20 protein-coding genes and 1 riboswitch are annotated in these 17,081 nt (G+C 65.8%); of the genes, 12 read left to right on the forward strand and 8 right to left on the reverse strand.

Translation table 11 applies throughout. The features are described 5' to 3' along the window. Window positions 1-29 precede the first annotated feature (29 nt). A complete protein-coding gene (gene ettA / locus ARC23_RS17930; RefSeq protein WP_005408049.1) occupies window positions 30-1,694 on the reverse strand; it encodes an energy-dependent translational throttle protein EttA in 1,665 nt (554 codons plus the stop codon). Between the two features lie 254 nt (window positions 1,695-1,948). Here ettA and ARC23_RS17935 point away from each other — a divergent pair, with 254 nt between their 5' ends. The 6 genes from ARC23_RS17935 (at window position 1,949) to ribD (ending at window position 6,719) form a co-directional block, all read left to right on the forward strand. Beyond that, window positions 1,949-2,428, forward strand: coding sequence for an RcnB family protein (locus ARC23_RS17935; protein ID WP_057498452.1), 480 nt, complete (start codon window positions 1,949-1,951; stop codon window positions 2,426-2,428). 188 nt (window positions 2,429-2,616) lie between these two features. Further along, on the forward strand, window positions 2,617-3,870 hold the full coding sequence (glyA, locus tag ARC23_RS17940; RefSeq protein WP_057498453.1) for a serine hydroxymethyltransferase: 1,254 nt from the start codon (window positions 2,617-2,619) through the stop codon (window positions 3,868-3,870). Window positions 3,871-3,995: 125 nt separating this feature from the next. After that, window positions 3,996-4,415 (forward strand): hypothetical protein, encoded by a 420-nt coding sequence (locus ARC23_RS17945; RefSeq protein WP_057498454.1) that lies wholly within the window; start codon window positions 3,996-3,998, stop codon window positions 4,413-4,415. A 27-nt stretch (window positions 4,416-4,442) separates the two neighbouring features. Then, window positions 4,443-4,898, forward strand: coding sequence for a hypothetical protein (locus ARC23_RS17950; RefSeq protein ID WP_057498455.1), 456 nt, complete (start codon window positions 4,443-4,445; stop codon window positions 4,896-4,898). Between the two features lie 135 nt (window positions 4,899-5,033). Then, window positions 5,034-5,555 carry a transcriptional regulator NrdR gene (nrdR, locus tag ARC23_RS17955; RefSeq protein WP_057498456.1) on the forward strand — a complete coding sequence of 174 codons (522 nt, stop codon included), beginning with the start codon at window positions 5,034-5,036 and terminating at the stop codon, window positions 5,553-5,555. Window positions 5,556-5,633: 78 nt separating this feature from the next. Beyond that, on the forward strand, window positions 5,634-6,719 hold the full coding sequence (gene ribD, locus ARC23_RS17960) for a bifunctional diaminohydroxyphosphoribosylaminopyrimidine deaminase/5-amino-6-(5-phosphoribosylamino)uracil reductase RibD (protein ID WP_057498524.1): 1,086 nt from the start codon (window positions 5,634-5,636) through the stop codon (window positions 6,717-6,719). A 35-nt stretch (window positions 6,720-6,754) separates the two neighbouring features. On the opposite strand, the gene ARC23_RS21255 is transcribed toward ribD, so the two are convergent. From ARC23_RS21255 to ARC23_RS17985, 5 genes are all read right to left on the reverse strand, one after another. Then, entirely contained in the window at window positions 6,755-6,985 is a 231-nt protein-coding gene (locus ARC23_RS21255) for a hypothetical protein (protein WP_238985267.1), read from the reverse strand. A gap of 264 nt (window positions 6,986-7,249) precedes the next feature. Further along, a complete protein-coding gene (locus tag ARC23_RS17970) occupies window positions 7,250-7,540 on the reverse strand; it encodes a hypothetical protein (RefSeq protein ID WP_057498457.1) in 291 nt (96 codons plus the stop codon). Further along, window positions 7,519-7,923 carry a hypothetical protein gene (locus ARC23_RS17975; RefSeq protein WP_160321667.1) on the reverse strand — a complete coding sequence of 135 codons (405 nt, stop codon included), beginning with the start codon at window positions 7,921-7,923 and terminating at the stop codon, window positions 7,519-7,521. The genes ARC23_RS17970 and ARC23_RS17975 overlap by 22 nt, the downstream gene beginning before the upstream one ends. 110 nt (window positions 7,924-8,033) lie before the next feature. Continuing rightward, window positions 8,034-8,996 carry a hypothetical protein gene (locus ARC23_RS17980; RefSeq protein ID WP_057498459.1) on the reverse strand — a complete coding sequence of 321 codons (963 nt, stop codon included), beginning with the start codon at window positions 8,994-8,996 and terminating at the stop codon, window positions 8,034-8,036. A gap of 12 nt (window positions 8,997-9,008) precedes the next feature. Further along, entirely contained in the window at window positions 9,009-9,656 is a 648-nt protein-coding gene (locus tag ARC23_RS17985) for a hypothetical protein (protein ID WP_057498460.1), read from the reverse strand. Between the two features lie 91 nt (window positions 9,657-9,747). Between ARC23_RS17985 and ARC23_RS17990 the strand changes: the two genes are divergently transcribed. Continuing rightward, window positions 9,748-10,944, forward strand: a complete 1,197-nt coding sequence (locus ARC23_RS17990) for a hypothetical protein (protein WP_238985268.1) — start codon at window positions 9,748-9,750, stop codon at window positions 10,942-10,944. A 48-nt stretch (window positions 10,945-10,992) separates the two neighbouring features. Here the strand turns inward: ARC23_RS17990 and ARC23_RS17995 are convergent, their stop codons facing one another. Next, complete coding sequence (locus tag ARC23_RS17995; RefSeq protein ID WP_057498461.1) at window positions 10,993-11,877, reverse strand: hypothetical protein; 885 nt, start codon at window positions 11,875-11,877, stop codon at window positions 10,993-10,995. Between the two features lie 151 nt (window positions 11,878-12,028). Beyond that, window positions 12,029-12,649, reverse strand: coding sequence for a hypothetical protein (locus ARC23_RS18000; RefSeq protein ID WP_057498462.1), 621 nt, complete (start codon window positions 12,647-12,649; stop codon window positions 12,029-12,031). 187 nt (window positions 12,650-12,836) lie between these two features. After that, window positions 12,837-12,981: riboswitch (FMN riboswitch) on the forward strand. Window positions 12,982-13,058: 77 nt separating this feature from the next. Between ARC23_RS18000 and ARC23_RS18005 the strand changes: the two genes are divergently transcribed. The 5 genes from ARC23_RS18005 to thiL all read left to right on the forward strand — a co-directional run bounded on the left by ARC23_RS18005 (window position 13,059) and on the right by thiL (window position 17,014). Beyond that, window positions 13,059-13,685, forward strand: coding sequence for a riboflavin synthase (locus ARC23_RS18005; RefSeq protein WP_057498463.1), 627 nt, complete (start codon window positions 13,059-13,061; stop codon window positions 13,683-13,685). Beyond that, complete coding sequence (ribB, locus tag ARC23_RS18010) at window positions 13,682-14,782, forward strand: 3,4-dihydroxy-2-butanone-4-phosphate synthase (protein WP_057498464.1); 1,101 nt, start codon at window positions 13,682-13,684, stop codon at window positions 14,780-14,782. Before ARC23_RS18005 ends, ribB begins: the two co-directional genes overlap by 4 nt. 200 nt (window positions 14,783-14,982) lie before the next feature. Next, complete coding sequence (gene ribH / locus ARC23_RS18015) at window positions 14,983-15,450, forward strand: 6,7-dimethyl-8-ribityllumazine synthase (protein ID WP_005415267.1); 468 nt, start codon at window positions 14,983-14,985, stop codon at window positions 15,448-15,450. Beyond that, a complete protein-coding gene (gene nusB, locus ARC23_RS18020) occupies window positions 15,447-15,926 on the forward strand; it encodes a transcription antitermination factor NusB (RefSeq protein WP_057498465.1) in 480 nt (159 codons plus the stop codon). The genes ribH and nusB overlap by 4 nt, the downstream gene beginning before the upstream one ends. 125 nt (window positions 15,927-16,051) lie before the next feature. Next, window positions 16,052-17,014, forward strand: a complete 963-nt coding sequence (thiL, locus tag ARC23_RS18025; RefSeq protein ID WP_057498466.1) for a thiamine-phosphate kinase — start codon at window positions 16,052-16,054, stop codon at window positions 17,012-17,014. The last annotated feature ends 67 nt before the right edge of the window (window positions 17,015-17,081 follow it).

Below are 17,081 nucleotides of genomic sequence, written 5' to 3' on the forward strand. Positions count from 1 at the left end.
GCCGCGCGAGCGCGGCCTTTCCGGTTGCCTTATTTCAGCGCCTTGAAGCGCAGGCGCTTCGGCGCAGCGTCGTCGCCCATGCGGCGGCGCTTGTCTTCTTCGTACTCGCGGTAGTTGCCCTGGAAGAACTCGACGTGCGAATCGCCTTCGAACGCCAGGATGTGCGTGGCGATGCGGTCCAGGAACCAGCGGTCATGCGAGATGACGAAGGTGTTGCCCGGGAACTCCAGCAGCGCATCTTCCAGCGCACGCAGGGTTTCGATGTCCAGGTCGTTGGACGGTTCGTCGAGCAGCAGCACGTTGCCACCCTGCAGCAGGGTCTTGGCCATGTGCAGGCGGCCACGCTCACCACCGGACAGCGAACCGACCATCTTCTGCTGGTCCTGGCCCTTGAAGTTGAAGCGGCCGATGTACGCGCGCGACTGGATCTCGATGCCGTTGATGTTGAGGATGTCCAGGCCACCGGCGATTTCCTGGAAGACGTTGTGGTTGCCTTCCAGCGCATCGCGGCTCTGGTCCACATAGGACAGCTTCACGGTCGGGCCGACCACGATCTCGCCGGTATCCGGCTTTTCCTGGCCGGTGATCATCTTGAACAGGGTCGACTTACCGGCACCGTTGGGGCCGATGATGCCGACGATGGCGCCGGCCGGCACCAGGAAGCTGAGGTTGTCGAACAGCAGGCGGTCGCCGAACTTCTTGGAGACGTTCTTGAACTCCATCACCGCATTGCCCAGGCGCTCGCCCGGCGGGATGAAGATTTCATTGGTCTCGTTGCGCTTCTGGTAATCGACCGACTGCAGCTCTTCCAGGCGGGCCAGACGGGCCTTGCCCTTGGTACGGCCACCCTTGGCGTTCTGGCGCGACCACTCCAGTTCCTTCTGGATCGCCTTCTGGCGAGCCTTTTCCTGGTTGTCTTCCTGCTTCAGGCGCTCATCCTTCTGGGTCAGCCAGTCGGTGTAGTTGCCCTTCCACGGAATGCCGCGGCCGCGGTCCAGTTCCAGGATCCACTCGGCGGCGTTGTCCAGGAAGTAGCGATCGTGGGTGACGGCCACCACGGTGCCGGTGTAGCGCGCCAGGAACTGTTCCAGCCATTCCACCGACTCGGCATCGAGGTGGTTGGTCGGTTCGTCGAGCAGCAGCATGTCCGGCTTCTGCAGCAGCAGGCGGCACAGCGCCACGCGGCGCTTTTCACCACCGGACAGCTTGCCCACGATGGCATCCCACGGCGGCAGGCGCAGTGCATCGGCGGCCACGTCCAGCTGGTTTTCCAGGGTGTGCGCGTCGCCGGCGGCCAGGATCGCTTCCAGGCGCTCCTGTTCCTTGGCCAGCGCGTCGAAGTCGGCGCCTTCCTCGGCGTAGGCGGCGTACACCGCTTCCAGCGCGGCCTGCGCCTGCAGCACTTCGCCCACGCCTTCCTCGACCGCTTCACGCACGGTCTTGGTCGGGTCCAGTTCCGGTTCCTGGGCCAGGTAGCCGACCTTGATGCCCGGCTGCGGGCGGGCTTCGCCCTCGAAATCGGTGTCCACGCCGGCCATGATCTTCAGCACGGTGGACTTGCCGGCGCCGTTCAGGCCCAGCAGGCCGATCTTCGCGCCCGGGAAGAAGGACAGCGAGATGTCCTTGATGATCTGCCGCTTGGGCGGGACCACCTTGGACACGCGGTTCATGGTGTAGATGTATTGCGAGGACATGCGGTCTCCGTAGGCGCGGCCCTGCGCCCGACCCGTCACGGGAACATCCCGTTGCGGCAGCGGGCACAGACTGGAATGGAATACCGCCAATTATAGCCGGAACCGCTGCTGCGCCGCGCCCGGGGGCCCCCCGCCGGACTGGCTGCGGCCTGAATACTGCGTCACAGTCCCGCAGCGGGAAGCGTTTCCAGCCGGAAACGGTTCAGATCGGTTGCGCAATATGGGCTCACCACCCACCCAAGCAGAGGTTTGACATGCGCATCAATCGAGTAATGGCCAGTGCCGTGGCCTCTGTGCTGGCGCTGGGCGCCGTGGCCCCGGCCTTCGCCGACAACGACCATCGCCGCGACCACGACCGCCGTGAGTGGCGGGAGGATCGCCGTGAGTGGCGCCAGGACCGCCGCGACTGGGAGCGCGACCGCCGCGAGGCCCGGCGCGACTGGGAACGCGACCGCCGCGACTGGCACCGCGACCACGACCGCTACTACCGTCCGGCCCCGCCGCCGCCGCGCGTGGTCTACCGCCCGGCCTACGGCCCGGGTTATGGCTGGAAGGTCGGCCACCGCTACCGCGATTACTACCGCGGCCCCATCTACGTGGTGAACGACTACCCGCGCTACCACCTGCGCCGCCCGCCGTATGGGCATCACTGGATCCGCGATGACCGCGGCAACATGCTGCTGGTGGCCGTGGCGACCGGCATCATCGCCGACTACATCATCAACAGCCGCTGAGGATCGCGGCCGGGGTCGGGTCCCTTTCCAACGGAAAGGGCTCTGACCCCACAACTGTCGATCGAAACCATACGGGGCCGGATTCCTTCGGGGATGCCGGCCCCGTCGGTTTCGGCCCCAGCGGGCCGGTGCGGGGCTACAATCAAGGGCTGAGCCGTACCCCTTTTCCCTGCCTGCTGGAGTACCCGATGTTCCCGCGTGACGTCCGCATCGAATCCTACGATCCCGAACTGGCCAAGGCCATCGCCGCTGAGACCCAGCGCCAGGAAGACCACGTCGAGCTGATCGCCAGCGAGAACTACACCAGCCCGGCGGTGATGGAAGCCCAGGGCAGCCAGCTGACCAACAAGTACGCCGAAGGCTACCCGGGCAAGCGCTACTACGGTGGCTGCGAATACGTGGACATCGCCGAGCAGCTGGCCATCGACCGCCTCAAGCAGCTGTTTGGCGCCGACTACGCCAACGTGCAGCCGCACAGCGGCTCGCAGGCCAACCAGGCGGTTTATTTCGCCCTGCTGCAGCCGGGCGACACCATTCTTGGCATGAGCCTGGCCCACGGCGGCCACCTCACCCACGGTGCCAAGGTGAATGCCTCGGGCAAGCTGTTCAACGCCGTGCAGTACGGTGTCAACGACCAGGGCCTGATCGATTACGACGAAGTCGAGCGCCTGGCCCTGGAACACAAGCCGAAGATGGTCGTGGCCGGTTTCTCGGCCTACTCGCAGGTGATCGACTGGGCGCGCTTCCGCGCCATCGCCGACAAGGTCGGTGCCTACCTGTTCGTGGACATGGCCCACGTCGCCGGCCTGGTCGCCGCCGGTGTGTACCCGAGCCCGCTGGACCACGCCCACGTGGTCACCTCGACCACCCACAAGACCCTGCGCGGCCCGCGCGGCGGCATCATCGTCGCCAAGGGCGCCGACGAAGACCTGGTCAAGAAGCTGCAGTCGATCGTGTTCCCGGGCATCCAGGGCGGCCCGCTGATGCACGTCATCGCCGGCAAGGCCGTGGCCTTCAAGGAAGCGCTGGAACCGGGCTTCAAGGCCTACCAGCAGCAGGTGGTGAAGAACGCCCAGGCGATGGCCAGCACGCTCATCGCGCGCGGCTACAAGATCGTTTCCGGCGGCACCCAGAACCACCTGATGCTGGTGGACATGATCGGCAAGGACGTGTCCGGCAAGGACGCGGAGGCGGCGCTGGGCAAGGCCCACATCACCGTCAACAAGAACTCGGTGCCGAACGACCCGCGTTCGCCGTTCGTGACCTCGGGCCTGCGCCTGGGCACTCCGGCGGTGACCACCCGTGGCTACGTCGAACAGGACTGCGTGGACCTGGCCAACTGGATCGCCGACGTGCTCGACGCGCCGAACGACGACGCCGTCATCGCCCGCGTGCGCGATGCGGTCAGCGCGCAGTGCCGCAAGTACCCGGTCTACGGCTGATCGGGCAGTGGGGTCGGATCCCCGTCCCGCAGGAAAGGGATCCGGCCCCGCTACCCAATCGACGCAGGGGTCGGATCCCTTCCCGCAGGGAAGGGCTCTGACCCCGTCACCCAGGAATCCCGCGCATGGATGAGCGCCGCCTCAAGTACCTGTACATCGCGCTGGCGGTGCTGTTCGGCCTGCCCAGCCTGGTGATGGGGGGCGCGGCGGCGACAATGCTGCTGCTGATGGGGCTGGGCCAGTTTGGCCATGGCACGCTGGCCTCGGTGACCGTGATGCCGCTGTGGGGCCTGGCCGGCATTGCCGGCTGCCTGGCCTGGTTGTGGCTGAGCGCGGGGTTTCTGCTGCAGGGGCGTACCGGGCTGCACGCGCACCGCCTCTGGTGGTGGATGCTGTTGGCGGGTGGTTTGGCCGCCTTGCCCCCGCTGGGGCTGGCGCTGTGGTGGGGTATCGCCGTGCACGCCGAAGGCATCGCCCTGCTGCTGTTGGGCCCGTCAATGCTGGTGCCGGCTGCGATGCTGGTATGGATCAAACGCCGCGCATGACGCGGCCCATGGAAGGACATCGAACGCATGGATGAGCGCCTGCACAAGCGCTGGATGGCGGTTGCCGGCCTGCTGGCGGGCCTGCCGACCGTGGCGGCAGGCGGCACGGGGGCCGTGCTGGGGCTGATGGTGGTATGGGACGGCAAGTACCTGACGGGCGACGAGCACACGTGGTTGCTGCTGTGGTCGTCGGCTGGAATCATCGGCCTGCTGTCGTGGTTGTGGCTGAGCGGCCTGTTCCTGTGGCGCGGTGTTGCCGGCCTGCGCCAATCACCGGTTGTCGCCTGGGCAGGGCTGGGGGTGGGAGCGCTGGCCGCGTTGGGCGTCGTTGCCGCCACGCTGTACTTCACCTTCAAGCACGGGGAAATCTCTACATTGGCCTTCCTCGGCTTTGGCCCGCCGCTGCTGCTGATGGCCGGGCACCTGGCGTGGTTGCGTTGGGGCGCGCGCGGCGTCGGCACCCGGTTGAACGCGCAGCGCTGACCGCGCTGGAGGCTCTGTTCGGCCGAAATGCAGGCACTTCCGCGCAGGCAGCATTTGCTGCGGGGCCCTTTCTCAGGTACCTTTGCGACGCTGCCATGACTGTGGCAATAGGTACTTCCCTGAGCCAGGCGTTCCATGCATTGCCCCTTCTGCCAACATGCCGATACCCGGGTCATCGACTCGCGCGTCTCTGAAGACGGCGCGACGATCCGTCGTCGGCGGGAATGCGAAGCCTGCGGCGAGCGCTTCAGCACCATGGAAACGGTCGAGCTGAAGCTGCCGGCCATCGTCAAGAGCGATGGCACCCGCGAGGCGTTCGACCAGCGAAAGGTGCGTGCTGGCTTTGACCGCGCGCTGCAGAAGCGTGCGGTGGCCGAAGACAAGATCGAAGCGGCGGTGCGCGCCGTGGTGCACCAGCTGCGCATCAGCGGCGAGCGCGAAGTGCCCTCGATCAAGGTCGGCGAGTTCGTCATGAACGAACTGCGCAAGCTCGATCATGTCGGCTATGTGCGCTTCGCGTCGGTCTACCGCAGCTTCGAGGACGTGGCCGATTTCCGCGAGGAGATCGAGAAGCTCGAGCGCGACCTGCCGGCCAGTACCGAACAGCTGCAGCTGCTGGGCGATGTGATCGCCCTGACCAAGAAGAAGAAGGGCTGACGGCCTCTCCCTTGGTGGGTGCCAACCTGGGCTGGCACTGATGACGTGGATCCACACCGGCAGCGTTACCATGGCCGCATGACCACCCCGTTCTCCGTCCTCGACCACCTGCACATGGCCAACGCACTGCGCCTGGCCGAGCGTGCTGCCTACACCACCCGTCCCAATCCAATGGTCGGCTGCGTGATCGCCCATGGCGAACGCGTGGTCGGGCAGGGCTGGCACCAGCGCGCCGGTGGACCGCACGCCGAAGTGTTCGCGCTGCGCGAGGCCGGCAGCGAGGCCCGTGGTGCTACCGCCTACGTCACCCTGGAACCGTGCGCGCATTACGGGCGCACGCCGCCGTGCGCACTGGCGCTGATCGAAGCCGGCGTGTCGCGCGTGGTTGCCGCAATGCGCGATCCGTTCCCGAAAGTCGATGGCGGTGGCTTTGATCTGCTGCGCAATGCCGGCATCGAGGTCGCCGAAGGACTGATGGCGGCGCAGGCGCGTGAGATCAACAAGGGTTTCCTGTCACGCGTGGAGCGCAATCGACCGTGGCTGCGGGTGAAGCTGGCGGCGAGCCTCGATGGCCGCACCGCGATGGCCGATGGCAGTTCCAAGTGGATCACCGGGCCAGCCGCGCGCGAAGACGTGCAGCATTGGCGCGCGCGTGCAGGTGCGATCCTGACCGGCGCCGACACGGTGCTGGCCGACGATCCGATGCTGACCGTGCGCCTGGCCGGCACCGAGGTGATGCCGCCACTGCGGGTGGTGCTCGATTCGCGCCTGCGTTCGCTCGAATGCGGCCGTGTGCGTGAGGGTGGGGCGCCGACGCTGTATCTGCACGATGCGGCGGTGAGTGCGCCGGATGCGGCTGACGCAGAATTTGCCAGCGTGCCCAGCGCAGCGGGACGGTTGGATCTGGGCGCGGTGCTGGCGCTGCTGGCCGAGCGTGGCATCAACGAAGTGCACACCGAAGCCGGCGCGACCCTGGCCGGTGCGCTGCTGCGCGGTGGCTGGGTGGACGAACTGCTGCTGTACCAGGCGCCCACGCTGCTGGGCGACAACGGACGCCCGCTGCTGGCCGGTCTCGGCATCGATGCCATGGACCAGCAGCGTCGCCTGCGCGTGGTTGACCAGCGCCAGGTCGGCGAGGACATCAGGCTGCTGCTGCGCCCATGAAGGACTAACGCAGAGCAGGGGCTACGCCCTCGGTGTCAGGATGCTTCCTCGTCGTCTTCGCCGACGGGGCACTGGCCCTTCCATTGCTGCTTCCACAGCACATGCAGGTCGCGGCAGTACGCGCCCAGTGCCTCGCCCGGCAGCTGCTTGGCCTTCAACCGAAGCTGGTGGCGGGTGAAACCGTCGTCGTACTCATCCGGCAGCACCAGCACGGCACATTGATCGTGGTACATCAGGAAGTCGCGGCATTGGTCGTCTTCACTCATCCACGCATCCAGGTGCCTGTCGCTCAGCTGGGTCGACTCGAAGGCGACCGAGGGTCGGACGACGATGATCTTCGTGGCTTTGAACCTGGACGCGTCGGCCTGCCAGCACGCCATCAACGCCAGAAACATGAGCGCGGTCGACGTCATACGGTGTTTCATGCGGTTGCCCCGGTGGAAGAGGGCAACAGCATTGACCATGCAGGCCGTGCAGGGCCATGCAACGGTTCTGAAAGTGCCATCGCCCCTGACACGGGCAACGATGGATCAAGCGTGGATGACGAAGGACGCATCATCCATCAGATCGCCCTCTCCGTTCCTCATTCGTTCTCGGCTACCACGATAGGCCTCGAAGTGCCCGGACATGTCTGGCAGCACACACCGATAGGTCACGGTGCCAACGCTGAGTGTTCCAATCTCTTCAACATCGCTGCCGGTTGCCTGGCAGTGAATGGTCTTCCGGCGTACCTGCAGGGCGTCGGCAATCGCCTCGCCGTGTACCTCCGCCAGGTTCTGGAAGGCGCGGCCCTCGACCTTCAGTTCGATGTCGGCCGGCACCGGCGTGAATGCACCGTCTCCCGGGTGATGTCGGTGATGGTGCAGGACATGGCCTTCTGCCGCATCTCCAGAGCACTGGCAACCGGTTCCATTGCCGTATCGTTGAAGGCGACCTTGGGCAGCTGAAGCGCATCGATGGCATTGACGGTTACATCAACGCTGTCGCTTTTCGCAAATGCACGCAGATGGTGCCGCAGCTTCTCTTTCGACGGCGTGTCGCCGTGAACGATGACCTGCACATAGGTCTCGAAAGTCTCTTCCAGCGAGAGCGCTGCAGGGGGCGATGCGGTAGCGGTGAGCGGCGCTCCCAGCAGCAGGGTGGCGATGGATTTCAGCATGGCGGCACACGGGCGATCCGGGAGGGCCCTGAGGATCAGGGGCATCTCATGCAGGGGTCCATGCAACTTGTCTGAAAATGTATGGCGTTGGGAAAGGCGCGCGCCTGACCCGGTGGCATAGGCTCACGCGAATCTGTCGGTCCGCATCATCGGTGTCATGGCTCGCGGAACCGGACCGAGGAGGCCGTGGCGTCAACCGCGTCTTCCACTTCTTTGGAACTGTCTGCCGGCAGGATGGCAACCAAACGGACGAAGCGCTCACCCGGCCACAGGGCGAGATAGTGGCGGTAGTGGCGTCCGTCGGGTGTTACTCCATCAACCCGGTGCCCGGCGATACCACCGAACGGCACGATCTCCCTTGAGGTGATCGCTCCGCCCTGAATCCTGACGGTCCCCGCAATCAACTGATCGGACACCTTCTCTGGATCGTCAGAGGCAAAGGGGAGAGAAAGCTGCGACGCGACAATTACCAGGGGCTGCAGACCATCGGGATCAGTATCCAGTTCACCGGCCGTAAGTGCCACGGCTGACCCGGACAGGGTGTCCAGCAGGCGGAAAGGGGACGCAGGCTCAACGCTGAAAGGCATCGCGGCGATCTTCTGCTCAAGCGTGGCCTGCGGACGCAGTGTTACGGTCGCCAAGGCCTGCATCGCCTGCCTGTGCGTCAGTGCATGATCACGCGGGGCTTGAACCGTGATCATGACGGTGGGGGAGCCGCTGAAAAGCGCCATCCACTTCTCGAAGGTGTAACCGTGCGCGACCTGGCTGCCGATGACCACCGGGATCGTCCGCCCCTCGACGCTGAGCGACTCCAGGCGATCGACCTGTACGCCCTGGCTGGCGAAGCGGCTACGCGCAGCGGGCTCATCCACGAATAGTCCACTGACTGTGCTGCTGGCCTCGGCGGGCAGCTCGGCGACCAGGATGCTGGCACGGCCGTCATCACTGACAAACCCGGAGAAGTTGGGGGCGGGGGCGAACCCGGGTGGTGGCGACAGGCTGACGACGGAGCCGGGCACGGCCATTGACGGCTGTGACGCCTGTGAGCAACCTGCGAGCAGCAAGGCCTGCAGGAGAAGCAGAGCCGCGCGTACGAGACTGCGGAAGTGGGTGAGCATCTGGAAAGCCTCTTAGTCTGTCCGGACTCGATGAGTGTCTTTCTCTGCTTCAATGCGCTCGTCCCAAGCGGAAAACGGCATCAGCTCCTTCAGTAGATTCAAGCCGAGGAACAGCATGTCTGCACTGCTCCATGGACCATTGTCGCCGACGCGCGAGAACTCCGCCCTCGCTGTGTACGTGGTGTCAGGCGCGTCGCGCAGGGTTGCCGCATAGATGCCAAGGAACGTTCTGAGAGCATCGCCATCAGGGTCCCCGGCACGTGAGCGCGCCAGATTCTCCCGATAGGCGTCAAAGGCGCCAGAAACATCGGGAAGCGCGCACTGGTAGTCCACAACGCCGCGATGGGAGGAGCTGTCCTCCTCGATCCTGACCACACGGCAGTGAATGGTTTCCCGGCGCGCGTTGATCGCACTGGCCGCGGGCTCTTCGAAACCAGTGGCAAGATTCTCGAATGCGTAGAGTGCGTCAACGACGTCTCCGATGTCGGGATAGTTGTCCGGGTCTGCCGTGCGCAGGCTGCTACGCAGCGCCGTCTTGGCATCCTCGTCATTCTGGGTGATGACGTGCGCATAGGCAGCGAAGGTCTCTTCCATTGAAAGAACTGCAGCATCTGCGGCCAGCGGCGCGCACAGCAGCAGGGCGAAAAGAAGTCTCAACATGACGTGGACGGAAGCGGGGGAAGTCCCTGAGGATCAGGGGCGCTCCATGCATTGGTCCATGCAACTTGTCTGAAAGTTACGGATTGCTTTCGTGGCAACAACCTCGGAGAAATTTGAAGCTTTCTTCATAGCCGCCTTCGTGACGCGAATGCACAGTGCTTGGTTTCCCAGAGCGGTGATCATCGTGGCGCAGTCCTTCCGGATCCGTCTGCTTCCAGCGCTCCTTGCGCTTGGGATGGTTGTTTCGCCTGGCGCCTTCGCAGATGGCGATGATCCTGCTGCCGTGCGTGCCATCACAAGCGCGCAGGCGTTGCAGGACCTGGCCGCCGTCATCGAGTGCCGGGCTCCCACCTCGGTACGCGAGCCGCTGTCGCGAAATGTGTGGGATGTCGTGCTGGGTGATGGCAAGCGTGCAAAGCCGCCATTCGATGCGTGGATCGTTGTCAAACAACCCAATTCGTATCTGCATGAGGTCGAGCTGCCCAGTCCGATCACTGTATTCGGCTACCCGACCCAGCGCATCGCAGTGCTGTCGGATGGGATGATGGCCATCCTTGATGATGTCTCCTTTGAGACGATATCCAAGCAGCTGGAGATGAGGCCGTTACATGCAACCGCCGCCCCTCACATCCATGTGCGGAACCTGTCCTTGCGCAATGTCAGCGAAATCGGTTTTTCGGTTCGTTCACTTACGGCGTCGCGCGTCTCTACCCACCCCGGCTCTGTGCTGGTGGGGTGCGAGGAGCGCTACGACACGCGGATGGAGCAGTTGCGCAGGCGCGGCAAGGAACCTGACGTGGTGTTCGCGCCGGGTGTGGATATCGCCACTGAGCTCGATGACGTGCTGAGCTGCAATGCCGATGCACTGCGCAATTACACGGCCGATTGGGCGGTGACCATGTCGGCACACACCACTGATGCGCGTTTCAAAGGCTGGAAGGATGGAGAAGATGAAGAGGGCAATCGCTGGTGGGTGCCGCCGGCACCGATCATGATCGCCGGCAGGCCCGCTTCACGCTTGGTCAAGGTGGGTCAGACCTTGTACGCAGAGCTGGACGGGGATATCGCCGAAACGCTGGCCGAAGATTGGCTTCTGCCACCCTACGATGGCTGGAGCGACGCTGCTTTCGTAGGCTTCTACGATACCGACACGGCGGCCGACGGCTGGCTGGAAGATCGCGCGCGCATCGTGCGTGCGTGGGCGCCCGGCAAGACCCTGCACGGCTGCGAGTACCAGCAGAATCGCCCGGAGTTCGGTGAACATCCGGACGATGATGACGAGGGATGACTGCGGCGTGGTGTCGCCGGGCATGGCCCGGCGCTACCGCTTACCGGCTCACGCGCACTCGTCGGTCCACATCATCTCGGCGATCGGGCGCAGTGCCTTGCACTCCTGCGTCATCTCATCGGCCGACTTCACCTGCGCCTTTGCCTTCAGTTCCTCGGCCATCGCATCCACACCGCTGATCTGGTCGGGTGCGGTCTTCGCCACGCAGGCGCGGTGCTGCTGCAGCAGCAGGTCGCAGCCCGGTACGCCGGTCACCTTCGGTGCGCTGGCCGCCTGCGCGTCCTGCATCCAGTCCTCGAACGGTGCCAGCGCGCCGGCTACGGTGCCCACCAGGTCATCGAAGTTGCCGCTGTACCAGTAGCCGTTGTCCTTGGCCGGGTACAGGGTGAAGGTGCCGCTGACCGGCAGGCGCGCACCGCTCTGCAGCGCCTGGGTGTAGGCGTCGGTGAACTGCTTGCGCGCGGCTGGGCTGGCATCGTCGGCCAGGCTGGCAGCGAACAACGGGCGCACCTTGCCCAGGTCGGGCAGCTGGCAGCTGTAGGTGATGCGTGCCAGCTTCTGGTCTTCAACGTATTCGTTGTCTTCGATCACGCTCTTGGTCGCGCGGCACTTCGAATCACGCAGCGCCTTGGCATACAGCGCTTCGGTGGCCGCAGCGTCGACCTTGGCGCCGGTGCTGGCCAGTACCGTCTGCCAGGGTTCGGCCAAGGCCTTGGCCAGCGCACCCGGGTTCGGGGTTACCGCATCCTGGCCTTCAAAGGCGGGTTTCAGCGCATCGTTGAGCGTGCGGGTAGCAGCAGTGTCGTCTTCCAGCAGCACGCGTGCATACAGGTCGAAGGCCTGATCGGGCGTCAGTTGGGCCGGTGCCGCGCTGGCAATCAGCGGGGCGCACAGCAGCACGCTGGCCAGAAGGGTACGGGTGGGGGTCTTCATGACGGTGTTTTCCTGTTCCAGAGGCGCGCAAGCCTAGCGCATCTGCCCACACTTTCGATGGCGCGATGCAGCCAGGTGACCGTGTGCAGCGGATAAAAAACGGGCCCCTTGCGGGGCCCGTTCGATCGCACGACGAGGAGCGATCGTTGGATCAGAAGCTGGCGCGGACGCCGGCCGAGTACTGGGTGACGTCGCGGTACCCCGAGATCTCGCCCACCAGACCCCAGGTCCGGGTGAAGTTGATCTGGCCGCCGACGGTGCCGACCCAGGTGCCCTTGAAGTGGTTGCCGCCATCCATGTAGCCGGCCTTGACCCAACCTTCGGTCATCGGCGACGGCTTGCCACGAATGCCCATGGTGACGCGGCCCAGGTTGGTGTGATCCTTCTGGGCCAAGCGCAGGCCGTCGTAGCGGACGGTGGCTTCGGCGTTCTGGCGTACCCATGCGGCATCGGCGGTGAAGTCCATGCGGTCGGTCCACGGCATGTGGTAGCCGATGCCCAGCTCCGGCTGGTTCAGTTCCAGCTTCAGCGAATCATCGCCGTAGTGATTGGTCTTGCTCGTGCGCGACCAGCCACCGAACACGTAGACCTGTTCGGCGATGGCCACCGAGCCGCGCAGGTAGCCGCCGTCGACCTTCGGGTCGTCCAGCAGGTTGTCGTCAACCTGGACCTGCGTCCAACCGCCTTCGACGTAGGTGTAGCTCAGGGCGTCGGCCGAGGCCGAGAGCGGGGCGGCGGCCAGCAGGGCGGCCACGATCAGCATCTTGCGCATGGGAATTCCTGTGAATTTCAGTCCTTTGGCGGGCCTGCCCAGCGGGCCGCCCGTGGCGACCTCATGTCGTCCGGGGTGTAATTTTAATGAAAGTTTTACAAATTGCGAGCGACGGCCGTCACAGCTGGGGCATCCGACCCCGTTCAGCCCGGGCTGGTACACTAGTCACGCCGGTTCGCCGGTACACAAACGTCTTCAGGGCGGGGTGCAATTCCCCACCGGCGGTAGGTGCGCAAGCACGAGCCCGCGAGCGCCCCGGCCCACGGCCGGGGGTCAGCAGATCCGGTCCAATGCCGGAGCCGACGGTATAGTCCGGATGAAAGAAGACGGTGCCACAGGGCCTTCGCGGCCCTGCGCCCGCCTGTTTGCCTTGCGGCGTTTTTCGCTCACTTTTCGCGGAGAACGTTTCTTGTTTACTGGAATCATCGAAGGCGTCGGCCGTCTGGCCGCACGCGAACCCATCGGCGGCGATGTCCGCTTCACCTTCAACGTCGGGAATCTGCCGTTCGACCACGTGCAGATGGGCGAGAGCATTGCCATCAACGGCGTCTGCCTCACCGTCATCGCATTCGACGCCAGCAGCTTCCAGGCCGATGCCTCCACCGAGACCCTGGGCCTGACCACGCTGGGCCAGCTGGGCGAAGGGGCAGTCATCAACCTGGAGCGCGCCATGCGCCCGACCGACCGCCTGGGCGGCCATCTGGTCAGCGGCCACGTCGACGGCCTCGGCCAGGTGCTGTCCATCCACGACGACGCGCGCGCGCAGCGCTGGCGCTTCGCCGCGCCGGCCTCGCTGCGCCGCTACATCGCCAGGAAGGGCTCGATCTGCGTGGACGGCGTCAGCCTCACCGTCAACGAAGTGGACGACGAAGGTTTTGAAGTCGCCCTGATCCCGCACACCGTGGCCAACACCGCCTTCTCCGCCACCGGCGTGGGTAGCGCGGTCAATCTGGAAATCGATCTGGTCGCCCGCTATGTGGAGCGCCTGATCAGCGTGCCGGCCAACGGTCAGCACCCGCACGGAGATGCAGCATGAATTTCGCTCCGATTCCGGAAATCCTGGAAGAGATCCGCCTGGGCCGCATGGTGGTCATCGTCGATGACGAAGACCGCGAGAACGAAGGCGACCTGATCATGGCCGCCGAGCTGGTCAAGCCGTCGGACATCAACTTCATGGTCACCTACGGCCGTGGCCTGGTGTGCCTGCCGCTGACCCGCACCCGCGCCGCCGACCTCGGCCTGGCACCGATGGTGCAGGCCAATACCGCGCAGTTCCAGACCAACTTCACGGTCAGCATCGAGGCTGCCGAGGGCGTTACCACCGGCATCTCCGCACACGACCGCGCACACACCATCCGCACGGCGGTAAAGCCCAATGCCAAGCCGTCGGACCTGCACCAGCCGGGCCACATCTTCCCGCTGATCGCCCAGCCGGGCGGCGTGCTGACCCGTGCCGGCCATACCGAAGCCGGCGTCGACCTGGCCATGCTGGCCGGGCTGGAACCGGCCGGCGTGCTGGTGGAGATCCTGAACCCGGATGGCAGCATGGCGCGCCGCCCGGAGCTGGAAGTGTTCGCCCGCGAACATGGCCTGAAGATGGGCTCCATCGCCGACCTGATCGCCTACCGCCTGGCCACCGAAAAGACCGTCGAGCGCGTGGACGAGCGTGAGATCGACACCGAGTTCGGCCCGTTCAAGCTGGTGACCTACCGCGACCGCATTGCCCACGACCTGCATTTCGCGCTGGTGCGTGGTGCGCCGGATGCGGAAACGCCGACCCTGGTGCGCGTGCAGGTGGAAAACCCGCTGGCCGACCTGCTGCACTGGCGCCGCGACGACTTCGGCGTGGCCGCTACCGATGCCCTGCGTGCGATCGATGCCGAAGGCGCGGGCGTGATGGTGGTGCTGTCGGCCCCGCGTGACGGCGAGGCCCTGCTGGCCCGCCTGCGCCAGCAGCCGGCGCCGGTGGTGCCGGGCAAGGATAAGGACGTGGGCCAGTGGCGCCGCAACGGTGCTGGCGCGCAGATCCTGTCCGACCTGGGGCTGGGCAAGCTGCGCGTGCTGGGCACCCCGCGCCGCCAGGTCGGCCTGGCCGGGTACGGCCTGGAAGTGGTGGAGACGGTGGGCTGCTGAGGCCCGCGCCCCGGCCATGACACCCTTGTAGAGCCGAGCCATGCTCGGCTTACGCGCGCAGCGCGGGGGTGTCCAGTCCGGCGGCAGAGAGCAGCCGAGCATGGCTCGGCTCTACAGAAGGCCCCTTGGAGGCCCCCGCCAGCCACGGCCGGGGCCCATCCACGCTAGAATTACCCCCTTATCGAGTCCCCAAGCCGCATATGAGCCACTACGAAGGCGATCTTCGCACTCCCGAATCGGCGCGCTTCGCCATCCTGGCCAGCCGCTGGAACGCCCGCATCACCGACGCGCTGGTCGCAGGCGCCCGCCTGAGCCTGGCCGGCAACGGCATCACCGAAGCCAACATCGACGTGATCCGCGTGCCGGGTGCCTGGGAACTGCCACTGGTGGCCGCGCGCCTGGCCGCCGCCCATGAACACGCCGCCATCCTTACCCTGGGCTGCGTGATCCGTGGCGACACCCGCCACTACGAACACGTGGCCGACCGCTGCGCCGAAGGCCTGATGCGCGTGCAGCTGGATTTCGGCGTGCCGGTGCTGAACGGCGTGCTGGCGGTGGAACGCGTGGAAGACGCCGAGGCCCGCGCAGGCGGCAGCCACGGCAACAAGGGCGAGGAAGTCGCACTCGCCGCACTGGAAATGGTCAATCTGCTGGAGCAACTGCCATGAACAAGAACACCCAGGGCAAGCCCTCCGGTAAACCCGTCCGCCGCGATGGCGTCGATCCGGTGCTGCGATCGCGCGCGCGCCGTCGTGCCGTGCAGGCCATCTACGCTTGGCAGATCTCCGGCGGCAACGCCCAGTCGCTGATCGCCCAGTTTGCCCACGAGCAGGCCCGCGAAATCGCCGATCTGGCGTACTTCGAAGCGCTGGTGCGTGGCGTGCTCGACAACCGACGCGACATCGACGAAGCGCTCGGCCCGTACCTGGACCGCGGCATTGAAGAAGTGGACGCGATCGAACGCGCGGTGCTGCGCCTGGCCGCCTACGAGCTGCGCTACCGCCTGGATGTGCCGTACCGCGTGGTGATCAACGAAGCCATCGAGTCGGCCAAGCGCTTCGGTTCCGAGCACGGCCACACCTACGTCAACGGCGTGCTGGATCGCGCTGCCGTGGAATGGCGCAAGGTCGAATCGGGTCACTGACCCGATTTCTGTAGAGCCGAGCCATGCTCGGCTCACCGTGCAGCGCACGGTTGCGTTCGGCAATGCGGCGCGTGATCGAACTGCAGCCGAGCATGGCTCGGCTCTACAAAAAAGCAGAACGCCCCATGTCCCTGGCCGAATTCGCCCTCATCGACCGCATCCGCGCCCGCACCCTCGAGCGCGACGACATCCTGCTCGGCATCGGTGACGACGCCGCGCTGCTGCAGCCGCGTGCCAACGAACAGCTGGTGGTCACTGCCGATACGCTCAACAGCGGCGTGCACTTCCCGGTGGAAACCCCGGCCTTCGACATTGGCTGGAAGACCCTGGCGGTCAACCTGTCGGACCTCGCCGCGATGGGCGCGCGCCCGGCGTGGTGCACGCTGGCGTTGTCGCTGCCGGACGCCTCTGAAGACTGGATCGAGGCCTTTGCCGATGGCTTCTTCGCCCTGGCCGACCAGCACGACATCGCGCTGATCGGTGGCGATACCACGCGCGGCCCGCTGTCGCTGTCGGTGACCGCGATGGGCCAGGTCGGGCGTGGCCAGGCCCTGCGCCGCGACCGCGCGCAGGTGGGTGATGATGTCTGGATCAGTGGCACGCTGGGCGATGCCGCCGGCGCGCTGCGCCTGTGGCAACAAGGTGCGTTGAGCATCGCCACCGCCACGCTGCTGGCCGACTACGAAAGCCTTCGCCTGCGTCTGCTGCGGCCGACGCCGCGGGTAACGCTTGGCCTGCGCCTGCGTGCCTTCGCGCATGCGGCGGTGGATGTGTCCGACGGCCTGCTGGCCGATCTGGGCCACATCGCCACGCGCAGCAACGTGGCCGCGCATGTGGATGCCGATTCGCTGCCGATCTCGCACGCGCTGCGTGAACTGCTCGGTCGTGAGGCTGCACGCGACTGCGCGCTGCGCGGTGGCGATGATTACGAGCTGTGCTTCACCGCTGCCGCCGACCAGCGCGACGCACTGCATTACCTGGCCGAATCGCTGGACGTGCCGCTCACCCGCATCGGTCGTATTGCCGAAGGGCAGGGCGTGCACGTGGACGGCGAAGCCGCCGACGGCGGTTACCAGCACTTCGCGTAGCCGCAACGGGACTGCCCTGGTAGGTGCCAACCTTCGGGGTGGGGTCAGATCCCTTTGCGCCGCAAAG

The organism is Stenotrophomonas beteli (genome assembly GCF_001431665.1).
In the GTDB taxonomy this organism is placed as follows: domain Bacteria; phylum Pseudomonadota; class Gammaproteobacteria; order Xanthomonadales; family Xanthomonadaceae; genus Stenotrophomonas; species Stenotrophomonas beteli.

Excerpts from the sequence above, each read along its gene's own strand:
- ARC23_RS17935 (WP_057498452.1), top strand. The coding sequence starts at position 1,949 with ATGCGCATCAATCGAGTAATGGCCAGTGCCGTGGCCTCTGTGCTGGCG.
- ARC23_RS17995 (WP_057498461.1), bottom strand. The coding sequence starts at position 11,877 with ATGAAGACCCCCACCCGTACCCTTCTGGCCAGCGTGCTGCTGTGCGCC.
- ribH (WP_005415267.1), top strand. The coding sequence starts at position 14,983 with ATGAGCCACTACGAAGGCGATCTTCGCACTCCCGAATCGGCGCGCTTC.
- nusB (WP_057498465.1), top strand. The coding sequence starts at position 15,447 with ATGAACAAGAACACCCAGGGCAAGCCCTCCGGTAAACCCGTCCGCCGC.
- ARC23_RS17985 (WP_057498460.1), bottom strand. The coding sequence starts at position 9,656 with ATGTTGAGACTTCTTTTCGCCCTGCTGCTGTGCGCGCCGCTGGCCGCA.
- ARC23_RS17975 (WP_160321667.1), bottom strand. The coding sequence starts at position 7,923 with ATGCCCCTGATCCTCAGGGCCCTCCCGGATCGCCCGTGTGCCGCCATG.
- ribB (WP_057498464.1), top strand. The coding sequence starts at position 13,682 with ATGAATTTCGCTCCGATTCCGGAAATCCTGGAAGAGATCCGCCTGGGC.
- ribD (WP_057498524.1), top strand. The coding sequence starts at position 5,634 with ATGACCACCCCGTTCTCCGTCCTCGACCACCTGCACATGGCCAACGCA.
- ARC23_RS17950 (WP_057498455.1), top strand. The coding sequence starts at position 4,443 with ATGGATGAGCGCCTGCACAAGCGCTGGATGGCGGTTGCCGGCCTGCTG.
- ARC23_RS21255 (WP_238985267.1), bottom strand. The coding sequence starts at position 6,985 with ATGAGTGAAGACGACCAATGCCGCGACTTCCTGATGTACCACGATCAA.
- ARC23_RS18000 (WP_057498462.1), bottom strand. The coding sequence starts at position 12,649 with ATGCGCAAGATGCTGATCGTGGCCGCCCTGCTGGCCGCCGCCCCGCTC.
- ARC23_RS17945 (WP_057498454.1), top strand. The coding sequence starts at position 3,996 with ATGGATGAGCGCCGCCTCAAGTACCTGTACATCGCGCTGGCGGTGCTG.
- nrdR (WP_057498456.1), top strand. The coding sequence starts at position 5,034 with ATGCATTGCCCCTTCTGCCAACATGCCGATACCCGGGTCATCGACTCG.
- ARC23_RS17980 (WP_057498459.1), bottom strand. The coding sequence starts at position 8,996 with ATGCTCACCCACTTCCGCAGTCTCGTACGCGCGGCTCTGCTTCTCCTG.
- glyA (WP_057498453.1), top strand. The coding sequence starts at position 2,617 with ATGTTCCCGCGTGACGTCCGCATCGAATCCTACGATCCCGAACTGGCC.
- thiL (WP_057498466.1), top strand. The coding sequence starts at position 16,052 with ATGTCCCTGGCCGAATTCGCCCTCATCGACCGCATCCGCGCCCGCACC.
- ettA (WP_005408049.1), bottom strand. The coding sequence starts at position 1,694 with ATGTCCTCGCAATACATCTACACCATGAACCGCGTGTCCAAGGTGGTC.